General features: G+C 46.0%; 18 protein-coding genes. 3 read left to right on the forward strand and 15 right to left on the reverse strand.

The window, feature by feature from the left end; translation table 11 throughout:
• Window positions 1–4 precede the first annotated feature (4 nt).
• Both ACQSGY_RS03255 and ACQSGY_RS03260 read right to left on the reverse strand, forming a co-directional pair.
• Window positions 5–883 carry a carbohydrate ABC transporter permease gene (locus ACQSGY_RS03255; RefSeq protein ID WP_216513936.1) on the reverse strand — a complete coding sequence of 293 codons (879 nt, stop codon included), beginning with the start codon at window positions 881–883 and terminating at the stop codon, window positions 5–7.
• Between the two features lie 15 nt (window positions 884–898).
• The gene (locus ACQSGY_RS03260) at window positions 899–1849 is read right to left on the reverse strand and encodes an ABC transporter permease (protein ID WP_373288442.1); all 951 of its coding nucleotides are present in this window, start codon (window positions 1847–1849) and stop codon (window positions 899–901) included.
• 145 nt (window positions 1850–1994) lie between these two features.
• On the opposite strand from ACQSGY_RS03260, the gene ACQSGY_RS03265 reads away from it, so the two are divergent.
• Both ACQSGY_RS03265 and ACQSGY_RS03270 read left to right on the forward strand, forming a co-directional pair.
• Window positions 1995–3704, forward strand: a complete 1710-nt coding sequence (locus ACQSGY_RS03265; RefSeq protein ID WP_427050650.1) for a sensor histidine kinase — start codon at window positions 1995–1997, stop codon at window positions 3702–3704.
• 9 nt (window positions 3705–3713) lie between these two features.
• A complete protein-coding gene (locus ACQSGY_RS03270; protein WP_427050651.1) occupies window positions 3714–5354 on the forward strand; it encodes a response regulator transcription factor in 1641 nt (546 codons plus the stop codon).
• A gap of 150 nt (window positions 5355–5504) precedes the next feature.
• Here ACQSGY_RS03270 and ACQSGY_RS03275 read toward each other — a convergent pair whose 3' ends face one another.
• The 7 genes from ACQSGY_RS03275 to ACQSGY_RS03305 form a co-directional block, all read right to left on the reverse strand.
• Complete coding sequence (locus tag ACQSGY_RS03275; protein ID WP_145402322.1) at window positions 5505–7190, reverse strand: extracellular solute-binding protein; 1686 nt, start codon at window positions 7188–7190, stop codon at window positions 5505–5507.
• Between the two features lie 157 nt (window positions 7191–7347).
• Window positions 7348–7554 carry a hypothetical protein gene (locus tag ACQSGY_RS03280; protein ID WP_427050653.1) on the reverse strand — a complete coding sequence of 69 codons (207 nt, stop codon included), beginning with the start codon at window positions 7552–7554 and terminating at the stop codon, window positions 7348–7350.
• 168 nt (window positions 7555–7722) lie between these two features.
• Complete coding sequence (bglS, locus tag ACQSGY_RS03285) at window positions 7723–8436, reverse strand: beta-glucanase (RefSeq protein WP_111268812.1); 714 nt, start codon at window positions 8434–8436, stop codon at window positions 7723–7725.
• A gap of 252 nt (window positions 8437–8688) precedes the next feature.
• Window positions 8689–9531: an SUMF1/EgtB/PvdO family nonheme iron enzyme gene (locus ACQSGY_RS03290; protein WP_427050654.1), complete on the reverse strand. Its 843-nt coding sequence runs from the start codon at window positions 9529–9531 to the stop codon at window positions 8689–8691.
• A gap of 88 nt (window positions 9532–9619) precedes the next feature.
• Window positions 9620–10252, reverse strand: coding sequence for a glycoside hydrolase family 11 protein (locus ACQSGY_RS03295; protein WP_111268814.1), 633 nt, complete (start codon window positions 10250–10252; stop codon window positions 9620–9622).
• 34 nt (window positions 10253–10286) lie between these two features.
• A complete protein-coding gene (locus ACQSGY_RS03300) occupies window positions 10287–11054 on the reverse strand; it encodes an alpha/beta hydrolase (RefSeq protein WP_427050655.1) in 768 nt (255 codons plus the stop codon).
• A gap of 57 nt (window positions 11055–11111) precedes the next feature.
• Window positions 11112–12395, reverse strand: coding sequence for an SGNH/GDSL hydrolase family protein (locus ACQSGY_RS03305; RefSeq protein ID WP_289372954.1), 1284 nt, complete (start codon window positions 12393–12395; stop codon window positions 11112–11114).
• Window positions 12396–12730: 335 nt separating this feature from the next.
• Here ACQSGY_RS03305 and ACQSGY_RS03310 point away from each other — a divergent pair, with 335 nt between their 5' ends.
• A complete protein-coding gene (locus ACQSGY_RS03310; protein WP_427050656.1) occupies window positions 12731–13873 on the forward strand; it encodes a glycosyl hydrolase family 8 in 1143 nt (380 codons plus the stop codon).
• A gap of 101 nt (window positions 13874–13974) precedes the next feature.
• Here the strand turns inward: ACQSGY_RS03310 and ACQSGY_RS03315 are convergent, their stop codons facing one another.
• From ACQSGY_RS03315 to ACQSGY_RS03340, 6 genes are all read right to left on the reverse strand, one after another.
• Window positions 13975–15615 (reverse strand): ABC transporter substrate-binding protein, encoded by a 1641-nt coding sequence (locus ACQSGY_RS03315; RefSeq protein WP_427050657.1) that lies wholly within the window; start codon window positions 15613–15615, stop codon window positions 13975–13977.
• 36 nt (window positions 15616–15651) lie between these two features.
• The gene (locus ACQSGY_RS03320; RefSeq protein ID WP_216513926.1) at window positions 15652–16578 is read right to left on the reverse strand and encodes a carbohydrate ABC transporter permease; all 927 of its coding nucleotides are present in this window, start codon (window positions 16576–16578) and stop codon (window positions 15652–15654) included.
• Between the two features lie 27 nt (window positions 16579–16605).
• Window positions 16606–17460 (reverse strand): ABC transporter permease, encoded by an 855-nt coding sequence (locus ACQSGY_RS03325; RefSeq protein ID WP_353957335.1) that lies wholly within the window; start codon window positions 17458–17460, stop codon window positions 16606–16608.
• Window positions 17461–17749: 289 nt separating this feature from the next.
• On the reverse strand, window positions 17750–20074 hold the full coding sequence (locus tag ACQSGY_RS03330) for a helix-turn-helix domain-containing protein (RefSeq protein ID WP_427050658.1): 2325 nt from the start codon (window positions 20072–20074) through the stop codon (window positions 17750–17752).
• 326 nt (window positions 20075–20400) lie between these two features.
• A complete protein-coding gene (locus ACQSGY_RS03335; protein WP_427050853.1) occupies window positions 20401–22098 on the reverse strand; it encodes an RICIN domain-containing protein in 1698 nt (565 codons plus the stop codon).
• Between the two features lie 226 nt (window positions 22099–22324).
• Entirely contained in the window at window positions 22325–23272 is a 948-nt protein-coding gene (locus ACQSGY_RS03340; RefSeq protein WP_111268821.1) for a carbohydrate ABC transporter permease, read from the reverse strand.
• Window positions 23273–23280 lie beyond the last annotated feature (8 nt).

Genomic DNA, 23280 nt, shown 5'->3' on the forward strand with positions numbered 1-23280 from the left:
AGTGCTATTCTTTCACTGCCCCGATGACGATGCCTTTAACGAAAAAGCGCTGCAAGAATGGATAGATCACCAAGATCGGCAGTGCCCCGATGAAAATCTGAGCTGCACGAACCGTACGCTGTGATACGTTTTCCAGCATGGACGGATCAACGTTGATTTTACTAAGGTCCTGCTGCACGATAATGGTTTGCAACAAGGAAGCCAGTGGATAATTTTTGATATCGGACATATAGATCATGCCATCAAACCAGGAATTCCATTGGCCAACCATGGTGAACAAGGAAAGTGTAGCAATCGCTGGCATGGACAGCGGAATGTAGACCAGCGCCAGCGTTTTAATATGACCTGCACCATCCAGATAAGCCGCTTCCTCCAGCTCTTTAGGCAGACCCCGGAAGAAGTTCATCATCAGAATGACATTCCATACGGACAAGGCTCCCGGAAGCACCAGCGCCCAGATCGTATCCATCAGCCCCAGCTTCTGAATCAGGATGTAGCTTGGAATCAGACCACCGCTGAACAGGATCGTGAACACAAAGAACCAGGTGTACATCGAACGGCCTTTGAAGTTAATATCCTCCTTCGACAGCGGAAATGCGGTAATCAGCATGATGACCATACCGACGATCGTTGCAATCACTGTACGTTTCACCGAAACGAGCAATGAGTTGATAAAGTTTGAATTGCCAAACGTTTTCACATATGCATCTGTCGTAAAGCCGATCGGCCAGAAGCCGACCAGATTGGACGAAGCCGGGGCCATGCTGCTGAACGATACGGCCAAAATATGAATGATTGGCAAAATGCAAAGCAAGGATAATACGCCCAGGAAAATATAATTGGCAACACTGAATATTCGATAGCCTCTAGTTTTGTAATACAAGCCCTTTTCTCCTCTCTAGAACACGCGATAGTTCGCTAATTTGTAAGCCATACGATATGAGATCACGATCAGAATGGTAGCTACGACAGATTTGAAAAGTCCTACAGCAGTAGCAAAGCTCATCTTTCCGTTCAGGATACCGAGACGGTATACAAACGTATCAATGATGTCGCCTTTGTCATAAACGAGCGGATTGTACAGGTTGAACACCTGATCAAAACCTGCGTTCAGAATATTACCGATGGAGAGTGTCATGAGTACAATTGTGATCGGCATCAGTGCAGGAATCGTAATGTGCAGCGTCTGCTTGAAGCGGTTCGCTCCATCCACCTCAGCTGCTTCGTATAGTGCCGGATTAATACCGGACAGCGAGGCCAGAAATACGATGGTACCAAAGCCAAACTCTTTCCAGACATCACTGACAATCAGTGTTATCCGAAACCATGTTCCATCTCCCAAAAAGAAGATCGGCTGCCCGCCCAGTGCAACAATCAGCTGGTTCACCATACCTCCCTGCGGAGAGAGAATATCCAGCAATATCCCGCCAAGGATAACCCAGGACAGAAAGTGCGGCAGGTATACGAGCGTTTGGCTGACCCTTTTAAAAGCAGTCAGACGAACTTCATTTAACAAAATGGCAAACAGGAATGGAGCAACCAGCCCCGCAACAATTTTGAAAAATGCAATGACCAGTGTGTTCCAGATGACCTGGCCTACGTCTGGATATAAAAATAAATACTTGAAGTTATCCCAACCTACCCACTTGGATTCGGTAAATCCGAGGTACGGTTTAAAATCCTGAAAGGCAATGACAATACCGCCCATTGGTATGTACTGAAAAATAATAGCCAGCAAAACTGCCGGTACAAGCATCATATGCAAGGACCAATTCCGTTGCATATTCCAGCGCTGTTTCACCTTGGCGGCTCTCCCCTTACGAGGCGTCTCTAACGTATGTTCCTTCACCCCTACATCCCCCATGTTCTAAATTTTGTATTTTACAAGTGGATATGAACTTGTATATTAAAATTATAGCAACGGTTATTAGCGATCTATATCCTAATATTGCAACAACGATATCAATATTTTAATGACTTGAGGAGGTTAAGCATTGTTCGCTCGTCTGAATGTCTTTACCAAAATTACGCTTCTCTTTGTGGCGCTGCTTGTCCTGGTGCTGTTCCTCTACACCTATTCGAACCGGGAAAGTGTACGTGTGATTAAACATGAAATTCAAAACAACACGATGAACCATCTGTCCACTTTTGCCGACTCGGTAGAATCCAATATATACCAATTATCACTCTATGGTATGTCTATAGGACAGGATTCCAGCATTCAGGAATATCAACGCCCGGATTACAAGGATGTACCTTATGAACGTGTCAAGGTTGGAAGCGCTATTCTTGAAAAAATGAATCTGTATAACGCCGCCAGCAAATGGCATTCGACGATTACACTGTATTTTCCAAGGTTGCAAAAAGTCATTTCCACGGATTATTATGCTTATATCCCATACAGGAAGGATGAATTTTCCAAGCCGCTTTCAAAATCCTGGGCTTATACACATGAGCAGTTTGAGTGGTACACAACGGACCCCACAACGGCTATGGATACTCCGGGAAAATCCAGACTTATCACCAAGATCAGCTTCCCGGTACATCATTTAATCGGCATGCTTGATCAGAACAAGCTGAATAACAAAGGTGACCCCTTTATGTTCCATCCCGACCTGGGCTTAATTAGCAACAGCAGCGCAAATGACACCTTGAATGCAATCCAGTCCAAGCTCAAAGTGACGGAACTTTCGGGTAAAGGCGGATTTACCACGACCCTTGACCACACGGAATACTATGTTTCGTATATTCAATCAGGCAGTCTTGGATGGTACTACGTGGATTATGTACCGATGCAGCAGATTTTAGGACCCATTACGAACAGCCGTAATCTCTTTTATGCTTCTATCGCCGTTCTGATTGCAATGAGTGTAGTTGTACTGTATGTGCTGTATCGAAGTGTACAGTTTCCACTGCTGCAGCTTGTTAAGGGAACGAATCGATTATCGACTGGAGATTTCTCCGTTCGTTTGCATTATACTTCCCGCAATGAGTTTAGTTTGTTGTTTGCACGATTTAACATCATGGCCCAGCGCATTCAGGAGCTGATCGAGAACGTATATGAGGAGCAGTTAAGAAGACGCGAAGCTACGCTGAAGCAGCTGCAATCTCAGATCAATCCGCACTTTCTGTACAACTGCCTCTTCTATATTAAAAATATGGCAAGAATGAAAAATGAAAAGGCCGTTGTGGCGATGGCGCTTAATTTGGGTGAGTATTACCGTTACATAACCAGATCGGAGAATGATCAGGCAACGATCAAGGAAGAGCTTACGATGGTGAAAAATTACCTGGAAATCCAGGCGCTCAGGCTGGAACGAATGCATTTTACGATTGATGTGCCAGATGATATGCTGCATAAAACATTACCCCGATTAACCCTGCAGCCGATCGTTGAGAACGCTATCATTCACGGCATCGAACCTCGTACAGAAGATGGACATATCACGATAACAGGCCATCATACGGATGAATTGAGCACGATAACTGTGGAGGACAGCGGACGGGGTATGACAGAAAATCAGATGCAAGAGTTAACAAATAATTTGCACAAACCGCTTGACGGCAGCATGGGATGCGGGACCTGGAATGTTCATCAGCGTTTGTCTTTTTTGTATGGTGAAGATGCGGGTCTGCATTATGAACACGGGTCACGCGGCGGAGTCAAAGTGAGCATCACATGGTACAACAATATCAACGAGTAGGTGAAGTACATGTTACAAATTTTATTAGTAGACGATGAACGATCCGTCGTAGAAACACTGGCTGAAACGATTCCTTGGGAAAGCTGCGGAATCAGCACGGTGCATGAGGCATTATCCGGTGCTGTCGCACTTGAAATTATGGAAAATCATGATATCGATATTGTGATCACAGATATTCGAATGCCAGAGATGTCCGGCATTGATCTGATTACGACCATTCACGAGAAGTGGCCTCATGTGCAAACGATTTTACTGTCGGGCTTTGCCGACTTTGAATATGCCAAACAAGCGATGGCTCAGGAAAGCTTTGATTATTTGCTGAAACCCGTAAGTGATGAGGACCTGATTGAAACCGTGCAGCGACTGGTCGACCGGATCAAGCAAAAGTGGGAAACCGCCGCATCTTATCAACGGGCTTTGCATGCGTTTCAGGATAATCTGCCACTGCTGCGGTCCACCATGCTTCACGAATTGCTTACAGGCAAAACCTACTCTCCTTCCGCACTCGCAGACAAGCTGGAGCTGCTTGAACTGCCCTACTCCATTGGCGAGGAACTCGGCATGCTGGTCATTCGCATGGAGGAGCATCTGTCCGAAATGGGAGATCACGATATGTCACTGATGCAGTACGCCATTAGCAATATCATCAGTGAAGTGATGCAGCATCATTTTCACATCTGGCACACACGGGACGTGCATGATTATCTGGTGGTTCTGGTCAGTGTTAAAAAGGGCGCCTTGCAGAACATGAACAAAGAGGAGAAACCCCAGACATTGCTGGAGCATTATGCGGCGCAAATTCAGACCAATGTTCAGTTGTATCTCAAAGGGGCCATCTCGATCTCCGTCTCCCATTGGGGCAAGTTTCCTCATGAGATCGGAGCAATCTATGAAAGTGCGGTTCGGTCCATGCGGAAGCGCATGGGTCAGGCACAGGGGCTGTTTATCACCGCGTCCGATGACAAGGATGTACATCCCCTGCCTGCCATTCGTTCTCTTTACAATCCACCGACACTGATCAGTTTGCTGGAAGCGGGACGGTTTGATGCGGTCGAGCAGAAAATTGAAGTTATTTTTGAAGAATTACTGGAGTCAGGACAGCATCATGATATTGCCGAAACAACCATTGAGGTCTATCACGCATTGGCCGGCGCTTTTGCTTATATCATTCATAAGAATGGCAAACAGATTTCTTCTGTTCTGCCTGCTGAAACCTATAAGTACTTCCAGGCTCCTGTATATGCCACAGCACAACAGCTAAAGGATTGGTCCTTACGGACACTGTATTCGATCAGCGAGGATGCTGAACAAGAGCTGAAGGACAATCACAGCACCATCGTTCGAAGTGTCAAAAGCTTTGTGGATCAGCATCTCGCTTCAGATGTCTCACTTCCGGCCATTGCCGAGCATGTTCACCTGCACCCTGTATATTTGTCCAAAGTATATAAAACCGAGACCGGTGAGGCGTTAACAGCTTATGTATATCGATTGCGGATGGAAAAAGCAGCATATTATTTGCGCTCCTCCAGCGCCAAGGTATTTGAAATTGCCGAGCTTGTCGGGTACAACAACACCGCTTATTTCATTCGGGTGTTCAAGAAGTTTTACGATTTGACTCCACAGGAATACAGAGAGAACCTGCCTGTTTGATGTAATGTGTTCAAAACCTTGCTTAGCTGCCTGCCTGATTTAAGCGGCACGAGCATTTTCGTTAATTCTTGTTAAAGATGGAGACAGCAAAAAGCCTTGCCGGAGCTTACTCCAGCAAGGCCTTTTCTCTATTGCTCTGTGTTCTCCAGCTTACTTGCCGCTAGTTACAGATTGATACCACTCATTAACTTCCTTCGTATTTTGTTCTCCACCGGAAGAATTCCATTTCTCTACGAACGTATCGAATGCATCGATTGGAGCTTTACCATAAATGATCTGAGAGAACGTGTCTTTTTCCATTTTGGTTAAGATGTCGTTATTCATTTGCATCGACATCGTTGGCGCACCTGTAAACATCTGTTTTAATGCGATATCTTTTTGATCCAGAACAATCTTGGCCGCTTCCACCATCGGTGTCGGTACGCCGGATTTGAGTTTTTTCTCGAAAGGTGTTGTTGCTTCTTCACCGTTAGCAAACTTCGCAAGCGTAGCCATGTTCAGACTCGGGATCCGTGCACCATCAAACGTTAATGTGTATTTCTCAGGTGCATAACCGCCTGTCACACTAGCATCGGTTGTTACTTTGCCGTCTTTCATTGCCCAGTCGTATCCTTCAGCAAAGCCATGTTCGAATTCATCACCTGCTTGTGGATTGGCATAGTGATCGAATAGATAGTTTTGATATGTGAAAAAGACTTCCGGGTTCTTCATATCTTTGTTAATCAGAATTACACCGTTGTCGTTCGCCGTACCGCGTCTGCCTGCTTTGCCATCAGGTCCAGATGGAATCGGGTAAGCTTTGTACTCCGCTTCCGGATTGTTTTTCTTCACATCTTCGAGCGGCCATGACGGCATCCAGTGAGGTCCGACAACAATCCCTGCTTTACCTGCTGTAAACTCTTCTGCTGCTTTGGTTTCATCATATACCCCGGCTTCTTCTGGAATGTATCCTTTGCTCATCCAGTCGGCCAGTGTTGCCAGAGCTTGTTTTGCTCCAGGGTTTACAGAACCGTACTCCAGTTTTCCTTCTGCGTTCAGATTCCACTGGTTTGGCATCGTGCCGAAGGCTCCGAAGATCCAGCCAGCATCAGACATCCATGTGCTCAACCAGTTTTTGAATCCGATGGTGAGACCATAAGTGTCTTTTTTACCATTGCCATCCGGGTCTTTGTTCGTAAACGTTTCCATAATTACTTCAAGATCAGCCAGCGTTTCAGGTGCTTTCAAATTAAACTTCTTCATCCAATCCTCGCGAATCCACATCACTGGATCACTATTATAGGAGTAATCGAGAATCGGGATACCAATCCGTTTACCATCCTGCATGTACGGATACCATACGGAAGGATCTTCATTCACTGCGGCTTTCCAGGTATCACTTGCATACTGATCAAACAATTCACCAGCATCAACGAACTTGCCCGTTTCAATCAACTCACGTGCCAGATTGAAGTCGCCGCGATACGAGATAATGTCCGGCATTTCTGCATTGGAAGCCAGCGACAGACGAAGCTTCGTTTCAAACGCGTTGTTTGTGGATGGTGAGACCCATTGATTTTTCAATTCAATGCCAAGCTTGTCTTTCGCCCATTTGGTGTGCACGTTATTGTCCTGATCTTCACCAGATTTGAATTTGATTTCGGGTCCCCAAGGACGCAAATAAGTAATCTTTACGGGTGGATCATACTTCCCGTCCTTCAATTCCAGTGCAGTGCTTGGTGTGCTCGGTGCAGCCTCTTTACTCGCCCCGCTGTTACATCCACTTAATACTGCTGTAAGCGCGAACATTCCTGCCAAAGCTAAAGCGCCCATCTTTCTTTTCTTCAATGTTTTCAACTTGTGTGTCCCCCTGTCTATGTAATGATGTTGTCTACAGAGTCCATCATAATGAATGACCTATATGTATGCCCATACTAATATTGCAACATTTATTGCATTAATTTAGGATATTAAAAAGTGAATACGGATGTTGTATTAGTACAATGTCTCACCGTTATCTTTCTTGCTTATCAAGGAGCAAACCCTCGGGGGAGCGATACACAGCGATACGAACAGATGCCTTGACAGACCAGACGATGTCATCTTGAAAAGGGCTATCCGGCTTCATTATTCTTGTAGTTATCGTTACTGAACATGCAATTCCATCCTCTTTTTCCATCATCTCGATATGAAGTAGTAATCCACCCTTTTCTCTCATCATCTTACGTTTCGTTAGTTATGTAAAGTATCATATCTTATATAATTATGGCATGAATTCAACTCAATCTGAAAATAAAAAACAGAGGATGACGGATAAACTCCGCTCCTCTGTTGTGCATGTCTGCATATTTTGTGCATGCTCCAAACGTCGCACGCAGCTCAACCTTAATCAGTTGCTCGTATATTTCACCCAATCATATTCTGCATGCAGCGGGTTAGCCCCGTTATACGATCCAAGCCAGCTGTCCACGCCAGTTCCGTTCCAGATATTCATCATAATTTTGCCTGGTGTCTTTGGAATGTTCGTTGTTGCTGTATGCTTGAGCACCCCATCCACATACCACTTGATATGCCCTGGCTGCCAATCAAATGCATACGTATGGAATCCCTGGGATGCATCGAAGCCAAGATTTACAATTTTCTCATGATTTCCTACACCGTTTGTATAATAGTTGAATTGCACTTTGGTGGTGTCTTTACCAAGGAACTCAATATCAATCTCGTCCCATTGTGTACCATGGGCTGGACCTGTGTACGTAAAGAACGAGGAAACAATGCCTGTGTTTTTAGCAGGTTTCATGCTGACCTCATACAGACCATACCCGTAAGTATTCGTTGAACGATACTCGCCGCAATCGAACTTGTTGTTTGAAGGACTTGTCAGACTCAAGCGCAGCTTGCCGTCATTGGTAAAATTAGCATTGTTTGCTCGCCATGTGCAGTTGAACATCGAACCGTTGGAGTACCCGTCTGCTTTCTGCCACGTGCTTGGATTGTAATACGTCAGCGGCTCCCAAAATACATACCCGGCGAAAGCGCTTACTGAAATAAATAATGAAACCACTCCCGATACCATTAATGTGAACCATGTTTTCCTCTTCATCATACACCTCCGTCTCTGATTCCAACCATTTCAACAAAGGATAGGAAACGTCTTAAAAAATCATGCAGCATATTGCTGATATTCAGCCTCCCCTCACTTTATAAAGCGCTTACATGGTTGGTATTTCCATTTTATATCCAGTACGATTCATGAACCATAGCAAAGTTTAAAGAATAGATATTCACTTTTAAAGATGTTTTCCTGGCAAGACATCTTATGCCAAAAGGCCCTTCGTTAACCGAAGAGGCCATGTTATTTACTGCGTACCACTCGTAATCCCTGATCGGGACCGAGACCGTTTGCATCAAACTTTCCTGGATAAGAGATTTCTGCCGTGTTCACGCTACTGACCCAGCCGCCTCCCTTGCTGACTCTCCAGGTATTGTCCGGAGTTTCCGGATGGCTGTGCCAGTCCCAGCACCATTCTCTCACATTGCCGGACATATCATAAATTCCTAACTCGTTTGCTTTTTGCTGACCGACTGGCTTGGTTTGATTCCGATTATTCTCGATTGCCGGCCAGTTCCAGTCTCCTGTTAACGGTTTTTCCCCGGCATTCATCCAGTACCATGCGACCTCGTCAGGATTATTGCTTCCGCTATAGGTGAAATTCTGGCTTTTCTGTCCTCCGCTTGCCGCGTATTCCCACTCTGCTGCTGTTGGCAGACGATACCCGTTCGCGCCTTCATTAATGGTTACTGTCCATTTTATATTATCATTTCCATTTTTATTGTCAGGGTCCGTAGTTTCTTTATCAATTGAGTAATACGGCTTCAGGTTTTCCTTAACACTCCGTGCGTTGCAATATTCTATTGCATCATACCAGGTCACTCTTTCAACCGGCCGCTCTTCACCTTTGAAACCGGAGGGGTTGTCCTCCATAACTTCCATCCACTGCTTCTGTGTCACCTCGTATTTGCCAATATAAAAGTCAGACAGTGTAATGTCCTTATCTGTAAAGCTGGATTTGCTGGTCTTGAATGCACCGCCCTCAACCAGTACAAGATCATCGCTTACAGTTGTATTACTGCTCGTTGAACAAGCACTTAAACCGGCAGCTGCTGCGATGAGCAGAAATATAAGCCACTTTCTCATCTGTATGTCTCCTTTGACTTTGAAACTGGAATGGAGAGCAAGACAGATCACAGACCTGCCTTGCTGGAGTTCAGTATAATGTAAACGCTTACCAAACAGTCACGTTGGAACTACCGCTGCTTTGATATCCTTCCGTTGCCATAACCTGATAGGACCAGCTGCTGCCCAGGTACATTCCCTTACTCGCCCACGCATTTACGTGATTCTGGAACGTAATTTGGGAGTTCACGCCGATCGGACGTTTGGATTGTCTAACACTCCAGTATTGCGGGAAAGTTGAATACCCGTCAATGGATGGCTGATTGTATCTCATCGTTGTATAGATGTCATACGTGCCTCCGTCACTAGTCACCGTGCCTTTGTAAGTTCCTGTCGGGCGATATGTGCCCCAGTTATCCACTACATAATACTCAATAAGGGCATTACGGGTCCAGCCGTAGAACGTCAGATAACCATTGCCGGAAGGCGAAAATACGCCAGCGTTGTAGTTAACTACACGATTAGGTGTGCCGTAAGTCCAGCCTTTACCAACTACAAAATTCCCGGTATTTTGCCAGGTTACGCTGTAATTTCCGCCAGAACCGTTCACAGCATTAACGTAGCCCCCGCCATCTGTCCAGTTCTGCCAGTAATCTGTAGCGCTTGTTGTAGCGGCGAGAGCACCAAAACTCATGGAAGCTGCAAGGACAACAGTCAACAATTTTTTGCCGAATTTGAACATAACGAAATACCTCCTGGAATTTTAAATTTTTGGTTTACTTAAAAAGACGTTGTGAGAAAAGATACAAATCATTTTTCCACACTGGCCAGTCATGTCCCCCGCTTTCTTCGTACCAGATATGGGGCACACCTTGCTGATTCAAGTATTCATGAACATCCATACTGATCTGAATGAGATTATCCTGATCTCCACATGACACCCACAATAAAGACAGTAGCGACGATGCTTTATCCGGTTCCGGTATTAGAACTTCCGGGGTTTTCGTATTCGGCGCTGCCGAAAAAGCTCCAACCCAGGCAAAATGGTTCAGATTGTGGAGTCCGATGTTTAAGGACTGTCCTCCTCCCATGGACAAACCAGCGATTGCTCTCTTATCCCTTGATTTTGCTGCAGGATAGCGGGACTCGATATGTGGAATGAGATCCTGAATCAGATCAGACTCGAATCTTTCAAATGCCCGAATTTTCTCAGGATCAAACAAGTCACCCTCTGCCCGATCATTGATCATCGCGCGCCCATTGGGACAGACCACGATCATCGGCTGGATAAGATTATCACAGTACAGGTTGTCCAAAATAATTTGGGGAGCACCGTGAGTGTGCCACTCCGTCTCATCCCCTCCAATACCATGCAACAGATAGAGTACAGGATAAGTTCGCTCCGGGGAAAACCCCGGCGGTGTGTACACCATTGCCTTGCGCACACTACCAACTGTCTTGGAATCATACTCGATTGTCTCGACCTTACCTCGTTCAATATGATCGCGATATTGGTCAAAACCCGCTGATGCTGAAGCTATCATTAGTCTCCTACTCCCTTCACGGTTAGCATAATTCGTTCGCGTTCATGTCAACTTCCGTTATTCTACATATCCGAAGCCCAAAATTGTGAACCGCTTATCCTCATGTCCTGGTGCCATCTCGATGTCAATAACATGCTCAGCTGCCTCTTGATTACTGAACAGGAGCATCGCATGACAATGTGTCCAGTTCACTTCATGCGGATCAGCTTGTTTGACAAGCTCACCATCTACCTTGATATGAGCCGTTCCGAATACGTCGCTATCGGAGTCCTTGAAGATCAGAATGAGACGACTGCACCGTAAATACAGTTTGAAACCAAGATGCTCTGCTGTATCATCGGGGACATACATCCAGTTATTCGGAAAAAGTGGTGTAGCGTAAGCCTGGTCATCCATCTCCGCCATCTGCAGCTCAGTGTCGATATGACAGAAGCCGCCTGGCTCGATTCTGGCAATCTGCTCACCATTTTCCCGATCCATCAGCTGCACATTCACATAATCGTTCCCGATCATTGGAGCCCTGTTCAATTCGTTCTCTTCCTGATCCACAGGGGAACGATCTGTTACTTGAAACAGGTTGGCCAGCGCATCAGCCATAATGCGATGTCCCACATTGGTCGGATGATAAATATCATGAAAATATTGTTCTTTGGTTATGACGTTACCCTCGTGCTTGGTCTTTCGAAATTGCTCTACAAGAGCATCCTTCATGCTCACCATTGGCAGATCATAATGAAATCCTACGGGAGCAAGCCTGTCCTGAAGATTCCAGTCGTTCTCAAATACACTGAAAAGCAGGATAACCGCAGGTTTGTTATCAGAAGCAAGCGCTTTCAACACTAGGCTTTCATAACAGTTACCTCTCGTTTCATCGTCGGCATCGTTTACCGCAAATTCGATAACGACGATGTCCGGCTGCACACTGCCATTCCGGAGCACATCCCGCTCATATCGTATGACGCCAAGCTGTGATGGCGTCCCGCCTACACCCGCTTTAATCAATTGAACTGTATTGCTGTCCAATGGAGCAAACATTTTTTGAAAATGCTTGAACGAGTGGTAAGCATAACTTTGGAGATGAATCGGTGCTGCACCAGCGCCATGAGTAATGGAGCCCCCGATAAAAGCAAGTACAACAGGTTCACCTCGTTTCGCCTTTTCAATGACTCTCTTCAATCTGACATTATTCCCCGCACTCAGTAGAGAACGGTCGATCATCTCAAGATAATTTGGAGAATGGTAATCGAATTCAGCTTCTGCTAATGAAACCTCGACCTGCACAGGGTCACGCGGTGCATGGGTTCCTTGATTCAGTTCTACATCTCCAGAATTGCCAATCATGTTACATGTTCACCAGCCTTCCAGCGATAATTTACACTCCAAGTCATACCGTATGAAGGAACCAGAACTTAATGATGTCCTATCAGGCGGCTCCTTCTCTCAGAGTGTAGCGCTTACATAATTTAGCAACAACCTGATAAACTATAGGACTTGACTAAATATATCATCAACCTCGCAATATGGAAATAGATGGAATGTTACACCTATAATTTTCCATGTAAACGCTTTAATTTGAGTAGTATACTGAATGTTATACTTGCTTATATGAATGCTTATAACCGCTTTAATGGGAATTTTAATGAAAACTTTGAGAAGACATTCTATAGGAGGAACATATGAATTTAACAGGCAAAGGCGCAATTGATACAGGTACATATACCAATCACTTTCTAAAGTCTGGTTACAGTGAAGAGGAGATAAACGCGAGGCTCGAGCAGACGTGGAATGATCTGTTTTACGGGGATGAGCATACTCGAATCTATTACCCCGCAGGAGATGACAAAGGATATATACTCGACACAGGAAACGACGATGTTCGTTCCGAGGGCATGTCCTATGGCATGATGATGGCTGTGCAGATGGATAAGAAACAAGAGTTTGATCGTCTCTGGAATTATGCATATACATATATGCAGCATTCAGAAGGTCGATACAAGGACTACTTTGCCTGGCATTGCAAGCCGGATGGAACACGCTTGTCCCCGGGACCTGCCCCAGACGGCGAAGAGTTCTTTGCTATGGCGCTCTTCTTTGCGTCTAATCGCTGGGGAGATGGCCCAGCTCCATACGACTATAAAGCTCAGGCGCGTAAAATTCTTCATGCTTGTTTGCATCAAGGGGAACATGGCGAGGGTGATCCCATGTGGGAGCCGAGCAATCGGCTGATCAAGTTTATTCCAGAGTTGCCATTCAGTGATCCGTCCTATCATCTTCCTCATTTCTATGAACTGTTTGCACAATATGCGAATGAACAGGATCGTACGTTCTGGAAAGAAGCGGCTGAGGCAAGTCGAGCCTATCTTCATACTGCCTGCCACCCTGTAACCGGACTTTCGCCGGAATATGCCAATTATGATGGCACTCCTGCACCCGTACAGCCACATGGTGATTTCAGACATTTTTACAGTGACGCCTATCGTGTTGCAGCCAACATTGCACTGGACTGGGAATGGTTCCGCAAGGACCCGTGGCAGGTGCAGCAGTCCAATCGCATTCAAGCTTTTTTCAGCAGCATTGATGTGTTGGATTACCGACGCTATACCATTGAAGGCAAGCCATTCGATGAGCCCGCACTGCACCCTGTAGGTCTGCTGGCTACCAACGCTATGGCATCACTCGCCGCTGATGGTCCTGATGCTGATTTTTTTGTTAAACTGTTCTGGAATACACCGCTCCGGCAAGGGAAACGCCGTTATTACGATAACTGCCTGTATTTCTTCGCCATGCTTGCATTAAGTGGAAACTACCGGATGTATTGAGCTTTCATTCACTCTGCTAACACTATGCATAAACCAGCCAAAAGACGTCCTCGTTTGCATACAGCGAATGAGGACGTCTTTCTTTTTGATTCACCCTTTATTTACTTCGAAGATACCGAAGACGCATCATAAGCGGACTGCATAATTTCCAGGTATCGACTGATATTCAGCCCTTCAAGTCCTTTCACATACTCATCCCAGTCCTTATCCAGACTCTTTGCCCCTGTTACAAACTGAAGCGCGTTCTGATCGATGTAATCCTTGATATTGGTTTGCATCATGCTCGTTTCATCCGCAAGTGACGGGTCTACCCATAATGCCCAATGCGGGAACACCTCTTTAGGCTCCTTGCCTTCCATTAACAATGTCGCTTCATACAGACGGCGTTCATAACCGTCGTTAGCGTAGATGTCTGTTCCCTGCACTTCTGCATCCCGATAAGCGCGGTGATGATTGTATTGACTCAGTGCGGACCAGCTGTCATTGCGAGGTTCTTCCCCGGACGGAACGGGGATTGCCTTATAGAGTGGCTCGACCTGGTCGTTCAGTGCTACCTCGCCCGCCTCCGGTTTACGCCAGCTTGTGCCCTCTTCTCCCAGGTACGCAGCCATTCCACCTTCTTGTGTGTAGAAGTAATCCAGCATCTGTATTGCTGCAATCTGGGTTTGTTCGCTGGCTTTGTTGGTTAATACAAACGTTGCTCCCGGATCAATCGGATAGTTGTACGTTGCATACTCTGCATGTGGTCCCTTCAGTGGCGGAATCGCGTTGTAATCATTACCGTATGGGGAACCTTCAGCCGTAGTAACAAACAACGACGGGTGCATGGCTGCACCTGCTCCGAGAAGCTGTGCATCCGCATTGTCACCGATTTTCTTGAATGCGCCAACATTTTGAGTAAAAGCTCCCGGGTCAATCAAACCCTCATCGTATAAGGATTTGATATAGGTCAGCCCCTCTTTCCACTCGGGTTTGTTCGCTGCCATCTCCACTTTGCCTTGATTCAAAATGAGATAATTGCGGTCATCGTCATAGATGAATCCATTCATCAAATACGGAATAATGTGTACACCGAAGTTTTCGGTCGAACCACTGAGCGGCACTTCATCCGCTTTGCCATTACCGTTCGGGTCCTTCGTTTTAAATGCCTTGAGCATTTCCTTGAACTCTTCTGTTGTTGCGGGTACTTTCATATTAAGCTGATCCAGCCACTTGGTGTTCACCCACATCTTGTTCGGGTAAGAACAGTGGAAGCATTCATTCAGTCCGGTTAACCCATAGATTTTACCGTCAGGGGCCGTATTCATCGCTTTATAGTATTCATTGCTATCGAGCACTTTTTTGATGTTCGGCGCGTGCTGGTCGATAAGATCATTGAGCGGCAGAATAACGCCCTGCTGACCAAACTTTAACAGGTCTGTCTGTGAGAAGCGGTCCACCCATGGAATAAGCAAATACAGGTCTGGATAGTCACCCGATGCAAGTGAAATCTGTCTTTTTTCAGCTGCGCCGTCAAACGGGACCGTTGTCCAGTTGAACTGAATATTAAACTTTTCCTCCATCTTTTTGGTGAATTTGTTCGTAGCCAGATTCATATCAGAGCCTTGGTGTACAAATACATTCATCGGAATTTTTCCGTTAGCATCCACTTCGCTGCTTCCCTTCTCAGACGACGAGCAACCCGCCATGACCAACGTAAACAGCAGGATACAAGCTAACAGTGATGCACCCGTTTTCCTCAATAAAATCCTCTCCCTCATGTAAGTTGTAACAGCAGTTTATCCTTTAACCGAACCAATCAGCATGCCTTGCACAAAATACCGCTGTACGAACGGATAAATAATCAGAACCGGCAAGCTCGCCATGACAATCAGGGAATACTTCATCAGTTCCGCCATCTGCTGCTGCTTGATCATCTCTGAAGCGTCCATGTTGCCCGAACTGCCCAAAATAAGAATACTTCGTAATATCAGCTGTAGCGGGTAGAGCGACTGTGATTTCAGATAGATCAGTGCGTCGAAATAGGCGTTCCACTGCCCAACGGCGTACATCAGTGACAATACAGCTACAATCGGCTTGGCAAGCGGCAAAATAACACTGAAGATAAAGCGAATATCGCTGCAGCCATCAATGTCAGCAGCTTCTGACAGCTCATCCGGGATGGAATTCTGGAAAAAGGTTCGGGCGATAATGACCTGCCACACCCAGATCGCATTCGGAATCAGCAGTGCCCACCGTGTATCAATTAATCCCAGAGATTTGACAACCAGATAGGTCGGAATCAACCCTCCGGCAAAAAGCATCGTAAATGTAATGAAAATCATAAGTGTGCTGCGTCCGACGAAGGTTTTTTTGGATAGCGGATACGCGATCATAATCGTCAGAGCTACACTGATAAACGTGCCAACCGCTGTATAAAACAAGGAGTTGGCATATCCCGTCAGCACCTGATCATTGCGCAAAACGGCCTTGTACCCTTCAAGTGACAGATCAACCGGCCACAGCCAGACTTTACCCGATGATACCGCTGCCGGGCTGCTCAGCGACGAGCTGACGATGTAGATTAAGGGATAAAGCACAACAACCAGCACGAGTGACAGAACGATGTAGATGCAGGTAATGAACAGGCGGTCTCCCGTCGATTCGCGGATGACGGTGTTTCTCTTCCTTCCCGGACGTCCGGCCTGTGTGTGTACGTTAGCCATCTATGAAATATCCTCCCTCCCGTGTGATCACCATAGACTTGTGTTGGACAAACGCTTCGCGGCTGCGTTGACCGCCAATAGCAGAATGAGGTTGATCAGAGAGTTAAACAAACCTACCGCTGTAGCGAAGCTGTAGTTGGCGTTTAACAGACCCATTTTGTAAACATAAGTTGAAATAATTTCTGAAGCAGACAGATTTAACGGATTTTGCAGCAAATACACTTTCTCGAAGCCAACCGCCATAATATTGCCCACACTCAAAATCAAAATAATGACGGCGGCCGGAAGCAGTCCCGGCAAATCGACATTGATGATCTTCTGCAGCCGATTGGCTCCATCCACCTTGGCAGCTTCGTATAAGGAGGGATCAATGCCCGCCAACGCGGCCAGGTAAATGACAGCAGAATATCCCATGCTCTGCCATACGTCCGAGAATACGTATATCGACCGAAACATGTCTGGATTTCCCAGGAAATTCACAGCTTCAAAGCCAAGTGCACCTGCAATGGTGTTCACAATCCCCAGTCGTGGCGACAGAAATAACATAATGATGGATACCATAACGACGGTTGATATGAAATAAGGAGCATAAGTGACCAGCTGTACGGTTTTCTTGAACCTGATGTTTTTGATCTCGTTTAAGGCCAGTGCCAGCAAGATCGGGATCGGAAATCCAACAATCAGGCTGTAGAACGAAATCAGCAGCGTGTTTTTGATTAACATCACAAATGCGGGATTCTGGAATAACATCTCGAAATACTTTGTTCCAGCCCACGGACTACCCCATATCCCTTTGATCACGTTGTAGTCCTTAAATGCAAGCACGGTATTAACCATCGGCACATATTTGAAAATGATAAAATACACCACCGGAGGCAAAATCAACAGATACAGCTGCCAGTGTCTCCTGAAACTTCTTGCCAGCGCATGCTGTAATGTGGATCGCCTGCGCTCCTGCACATCCGATTTGCGTTCACTTGTCGTTATTGTTCTCAGAATCATCCCCCCAGTCAACGATACCTTATGATCAAGTTCACGCCACCCCTTCAAACTGAAAGTGGTAGCGCTTTCTTTGTGCTGTAATCATACGGTTGACCGGGAATTGAGGTAAAGGTACATCTCGGCTTTTATGGTACATTACACGAATATCGTTCTGATAGCGGATGGTACATTAACCGCTCTGATTGTCCATTTTGCGAAATACACTCGGTGAAATACCACGTACCCGCTTGAATGCTCTACGGAATGAATGCGCGCTATTATAACCTGTAGTCAGTGCGATTTCATCAATGGTTTGACCACTCTCCAGGAGAAGTCCTGATGCTGCGTTGATTCTGACACGCTCCACGTAATCGGACAGATTCTCTCCCGTATGCTCCTTGAATAACTGGGAGATGAATTTTTCCGATTTTCCCATATGTTCTGCGATGCGGTAGATGGTCAGATTCGCGTCGCCGTAGTTGTTTTCAATGTAACTCATGATCTCTTGGACGGTATCGGAATGCGTGGATGATCTTTTTTTGACAACCTCCGTACACATCTCTTCCGTCAGACGTTTGAATTTGCCACGTAATGCGGGAATGGAATCAGTGGTCTGGATGCTTGCGACACAGTTTTTGTATTCATCCGTAAACGAATCGCCGAGTTTGATTTTGGACTCATCCAGCTTCAGGTACGTTCCCTTCAATTCCATAATAAACTGCTGCACCATCTCATAAGAAAGCTCTCGTTCCTCGAAATTACGTACAAACAGCTGGTCCAGAATGCGAAGCGCCTCCTGCATCTCACCTGCCTTGACCGTATTCAGCAGGCGCTGCTCCGATTCAATCGGGTAATAATACATTTCATTTTCCTTGAGTGTATCTTCAAATTTGACAAGCTGATCGGCCCCGCAATGAATAGCATAATCCATCGCTTGCTTTGCCTCGTCAAATGAACGTCCCACATCATTCCACACCTCATACGCTGCTCCTGTGCCAATGGTTGTTGATATGCGGTAGTCTCTATAGATCAGCTCTCTCAGCCGTTCCAATTCAGACTCACAATGGTGTATGGCTTGTTCCGGCGGTTCATCAGAGACAGGACAAATAAATGCGATCTGATCTGTTCCCCAGTCTGTCATCAGAACCTCCGCGTTCTTTTCTGTTATGGTCTGTCTGATAATCAGCTTCGCCACACCAAGCTCCTGAATCGTCTCCTCGCTATCCAGGCTTGCATACCCATTCACCTTAAGTAGTGCTGTTATGCCTTGTGTGTTCTGGATAGAAATCCGGGTCTGGGAAGAGATGGCCTCCAGCTCTCTCGTTGTATAGAATTCACCCGTAAGCAGCCGTTTAATGAAGCCGTCCCGCAGCAGCGGAATCTGCTCATTCAGCGCATTCTCAAGTGAATGATTGTTGGCAATCAGATGATGAATGTGGCTCGCGAGAAAATCATATTCGTTGCGTCTTTTGCCCGAAGGCTCACTGGTCTGCTCACGGAATACGGACAGCAATTTATAAATAGGTGCACTGTTGCGGTAAGCTAACACCAGCCCGATCGCAAGCCCAAGCACCAGCGTCGCAAGTGTGAACGCAAGCGTAACTTGTTTGATCTGTTCTGCATTGGTCATAAGTGCTTTCTCGGGAATACCGGCCATATAGCTCCAGCCGTTCTGACCCGATTCAATAGACAGGAGCAATCGTCCACCTTCAATCGGCTGTACCTGATGTGCATCCCGATGATAAGTTTCCGCCATACGCTGTGCCTCGGCCTGCTCAATACCACGTGAAAAGATCACGTTCCCGTCAGCATCCCGAACCAGCGTCCAGCCGCCATACTGATCCACAATGTGCTGTGTCAGATTAGCCATCTTGTCTTCATTAATCAACACACCGATTGTTGCCTGCGGTTTGTTAAAGCTGTTAAGCGGCAGCGATTGCAGAAATGTAATGGCCGGAACAGTAGTAAGGACATTGCTGCTTATTTCACGTTTGTAATTTCGAAGCGGAATGATTTCGTTGAAATGTGGTTTCTTTAAAATGTTTTCGCTCCACTGCTCATAGGTCATACCTTCAAGTGCATTGGCTGCATAATAGTGCTCGGGTCTGTAATACACCGTGGTTGGTGTAATAATGACATTGTAATTGGGGATATAGATGAAAAAATGAGATAAATATTCGTTTGTACTGCTGTACATGGACAAGCTGCGCTGCATGCGGCCGATGCCGTAGACGTTGTACACATCAAGCGGCTTTGGATCGGCAATCAAACGGTAGAGATCCTGATTGATTGCGAGCTGCCGGGTGAAGGCTTCCACTTGTAGCAGATTCCGTTCGATGATTTCTTTACCAAGATTCAGGGATTTCAGGCTGTTCTCGATCGAGCTCGCTCGAGCCGCTTCAATGGATGCCCTGTAAGAGGCATATCCGGCAATCTGCGGAATCATGAGAATGATTAAATAGGAGATCAAAAACCTGCGGAACATCGGTGAAAATTTGGACCATAGGAGTTTCAAATGTACTCCCCCCTTTTTTCTGATCAAGCGCTTACATTTTTGGTTTGTATAATGGTTAGTTCATGATACAACGGGCTTTTCTTAACAGTGAAGGTACAACTTCTTCCTTAGGGTACATTTGCCCCCGTAATGAAACAATACTGATTTATGAATCTGATTTGTACTGTGCTGCACTGTGTTGCTTGGCTAAGTATAGCAGTTATAGTACCCTTGTAAATCTTTCTAACGGGTTATTTGAAATATATAAACAAAAAAAATAACCCTCCCAAGTCACTCATGGACTTGAGAAGGTTATTTAACATGTGACAGAAAAGCTGATTATCGTATTAATTGCTCACGGCAACAAATTTCCATTGTTGATTCGTAGCACCTGTGTACGTGTTTTGCTGCAGAACCGCTCCATCCGCCGTGGATGCGTTTGCAACTTCAATCGCTTTGTTGCTGTTGACGTTAATAATACTATAGTAGCCATTGCCAAGATCATTGACTTTGAAATGCTGTGCAGTGGTATTCAGATTGACCATTAACTGCACGGCTTCCCCGTTTGTCGTTGTGCCGTTGCGAATATCAATCACCTTATCCGGGGAATTGACACTTGTCAAAGTATAGTTACCGTTTCCGATTGAAGTGAGCACCCACTTCTGAGGATTCCCCCCCAGATCACTCCACTGCTGGAGCTGAAGGTTATTCACATTTTGACCGCCAGGAACATCAATAACCTTGTTCGAGTGGCGTGCTACAATTTTGTAGGTTGCACCAGACACCAGACCGGTACCTGGATTCGTTGGATTACCACCGCTTCCATAATTCTGGGAACGTTCATTATACCAGTTGAACAGGAATCGTCCCATCGCACTGCGTGATGCATCTCCATCCCATTTCAGTCCTGCTGTAGGATCAGCGAAAGAACTGCGTGGACCCGGCTCCAGAATGAAACCGTTCATATGAGCTGCGATGCTGACATTGCCTGCTGCGTTGAAGATCGTTTTCGTATTCGTACCGAAACCTTCGTTACTTCCGTTGAACAGGTTCCAGTATGCCGAATCTCCTGGTTTGTTTTTGAACCAGGTTACTTCTGTAATGTTAATTGGATATTTATCAGCTGCTGCCTTAACATTGGTATTCCACTGATCTTGCAAAATGTTAAAGTTGTCATACGCTCCGTACCCCGGATACCAGTGAACAGCATAACCGTAGTTGTTCAGCGGGTCCGTAAGCGGGTGACTTGCTGTCAGACTGTAGAACTGATTGTAACCCAGACCAGCTGCCCAGATGACGTTGTCTGCTCCCTGATTACGAATGGTTGAGATCATGGAATTCTGGAAGTTACGCAGGTCATTCCAGTGGTCCACGAAATCATTTTCCCCGTTATAACCGCCCCAATGTCCATTAGCATACGACTTCACCGGCTCGTTGATCAGCTCGAAGTGAACGTTGTCTGCACTTTTAATCTCCGGACGGGAGGCAAGATAACCCCAGATTTGATTGAATTTTTGCAAATTCGCTGCTGTTGTCGCCTGATCATCCTTCAAGGTGAAGTCCAGTCCCAGAACTACATATACGCCTTTGGTTTTGGCGTACTGAATATACGGAATGATCACGTTCTGTGTTACAGTCTGCACGCCGGCAAAGTTGTATGTACCTGCCGCCACATCCCCCATGTCCTGACGATCAATAAAGAGACGTACCTGATTCATCTTCCAGCCATGATTGCTGCCATATTTCGGGCTGGTATCTGCGAAGGTGTCTGTAATATCTTTCAGATAGGCAAGTGTTGCTGCGTGGCGGTTGTTTCCATGAAGATTCAGATAATAATTGCTGTCTTGATACGTCCAGTATGCACCGGAAGGCTGATGCCATCCATTCAAAAGCACCGGTTGATTGTTGCTGTTCACCAGATGTTTACCGCTGACATGCAGTTTTCCCATAGGCATGCCTACCCAGGCATCCGCCCGGTTTCCTCCCCATGGAGCAATCGTAATCAGTAATGCCAAAACGAGTAAAAGCTTGCAGGACATCAACATCTTTTTCACTTCTATTCCTCCTGTTTGATTAAATTGGTTTACATTACTGCGATAGGAAGCGGCCGAAAGGCATCGTTTCAACAAGCTACAGCAATCTCGTTGGCGCTCGCTCCCTCAAGCCATCCCATATCCAATGCGAGTGACTGTTTATCACGGGAGTTATCACGATATCCCCCCTTTCCCTGGTGTATTGTGTATCATCGGTCTGTCCTTCAAGCTGCTCTTGTTATCCCACGATACCTGTACGTTCTACGCTCTCGACAAAATACCGCTGCACGAATAAATAAATGATAATTAACGGCAGGATCGCAAGCAAAATACCTGTATCCTGAATCATGCTCAGATAGAACGGGTCAGCCTGGGAAGCAGCACCGTCCGTAACCTGTTGCGCCAGATTGTACGGCAGCGACGATAACTGTGTAGACATGACTTTGCTGGAGGTCAGGTACGTTGTCGTATAGAAGCTGTCGTTCCATTGCCACACGAAGGAAAACAGCATCACGGTGACCATGGAAGGAATCGCATTAGGAAGCATGATTCGAGAGAAGGTACGCCCAATACCTGCTCCATCCACGTAAGCAGCTTCCTCTACCTCTTTCGGAATACCTCTGAAGAACTGCCGGAAAATAAAGATATACAGACCTGCCTTGAGCGAATTCGCCGTAATTGCCGTCAGAATAAACGGCCAGTACGTATTGAGCAGATTCACAGGCTTGCCTGCAATCAGCGTCATCAGCCCCATGAGATCGAAGCTCTTCAGATTCAGGTACACCGGAATGAGAATGGTCGTTGGCGGTACAAGAATCGTCAGAATGACACCGGCAAAGAGCCAGTTGCTGCCCTTGAATTTCAATCTTGCGAAGCCGTAACCTGCAAGTGCGCACGAAGCAGTTGTCAACAGCGTTGTTGTTGCCGAGAGCGCAAACGTATTGAACAGTGTTGCCCAGTAATCCATAACACGAATGGCCTGTTTGAAATTATCGATGGAGAAATTTTGGGGAATCCATACGACTACGGCCGAATACAGATCCCCTTTAGCTTTGATCGCTGTCGAGATTTTCTGAAAAATCGGAAACAGAATAACAAAGGAAAGTCCGGTAATCAGAACGAAGCGGATGACAGACCACAGCCAGCTTTTCCAATGCTCAAGTGATAATAATCGTGATGTCGTCACGCGGAATG

This window comes from Paenibacillus sp. TC-CSREp1, from assembly GCF_050171015.1.
GTDB classification, from domain to species: Bacteria; Bacillota; Bacilli; order Paenibacillales; family Paenibacillaceae; genus Paenibacillus; species Paenibacillus silvae.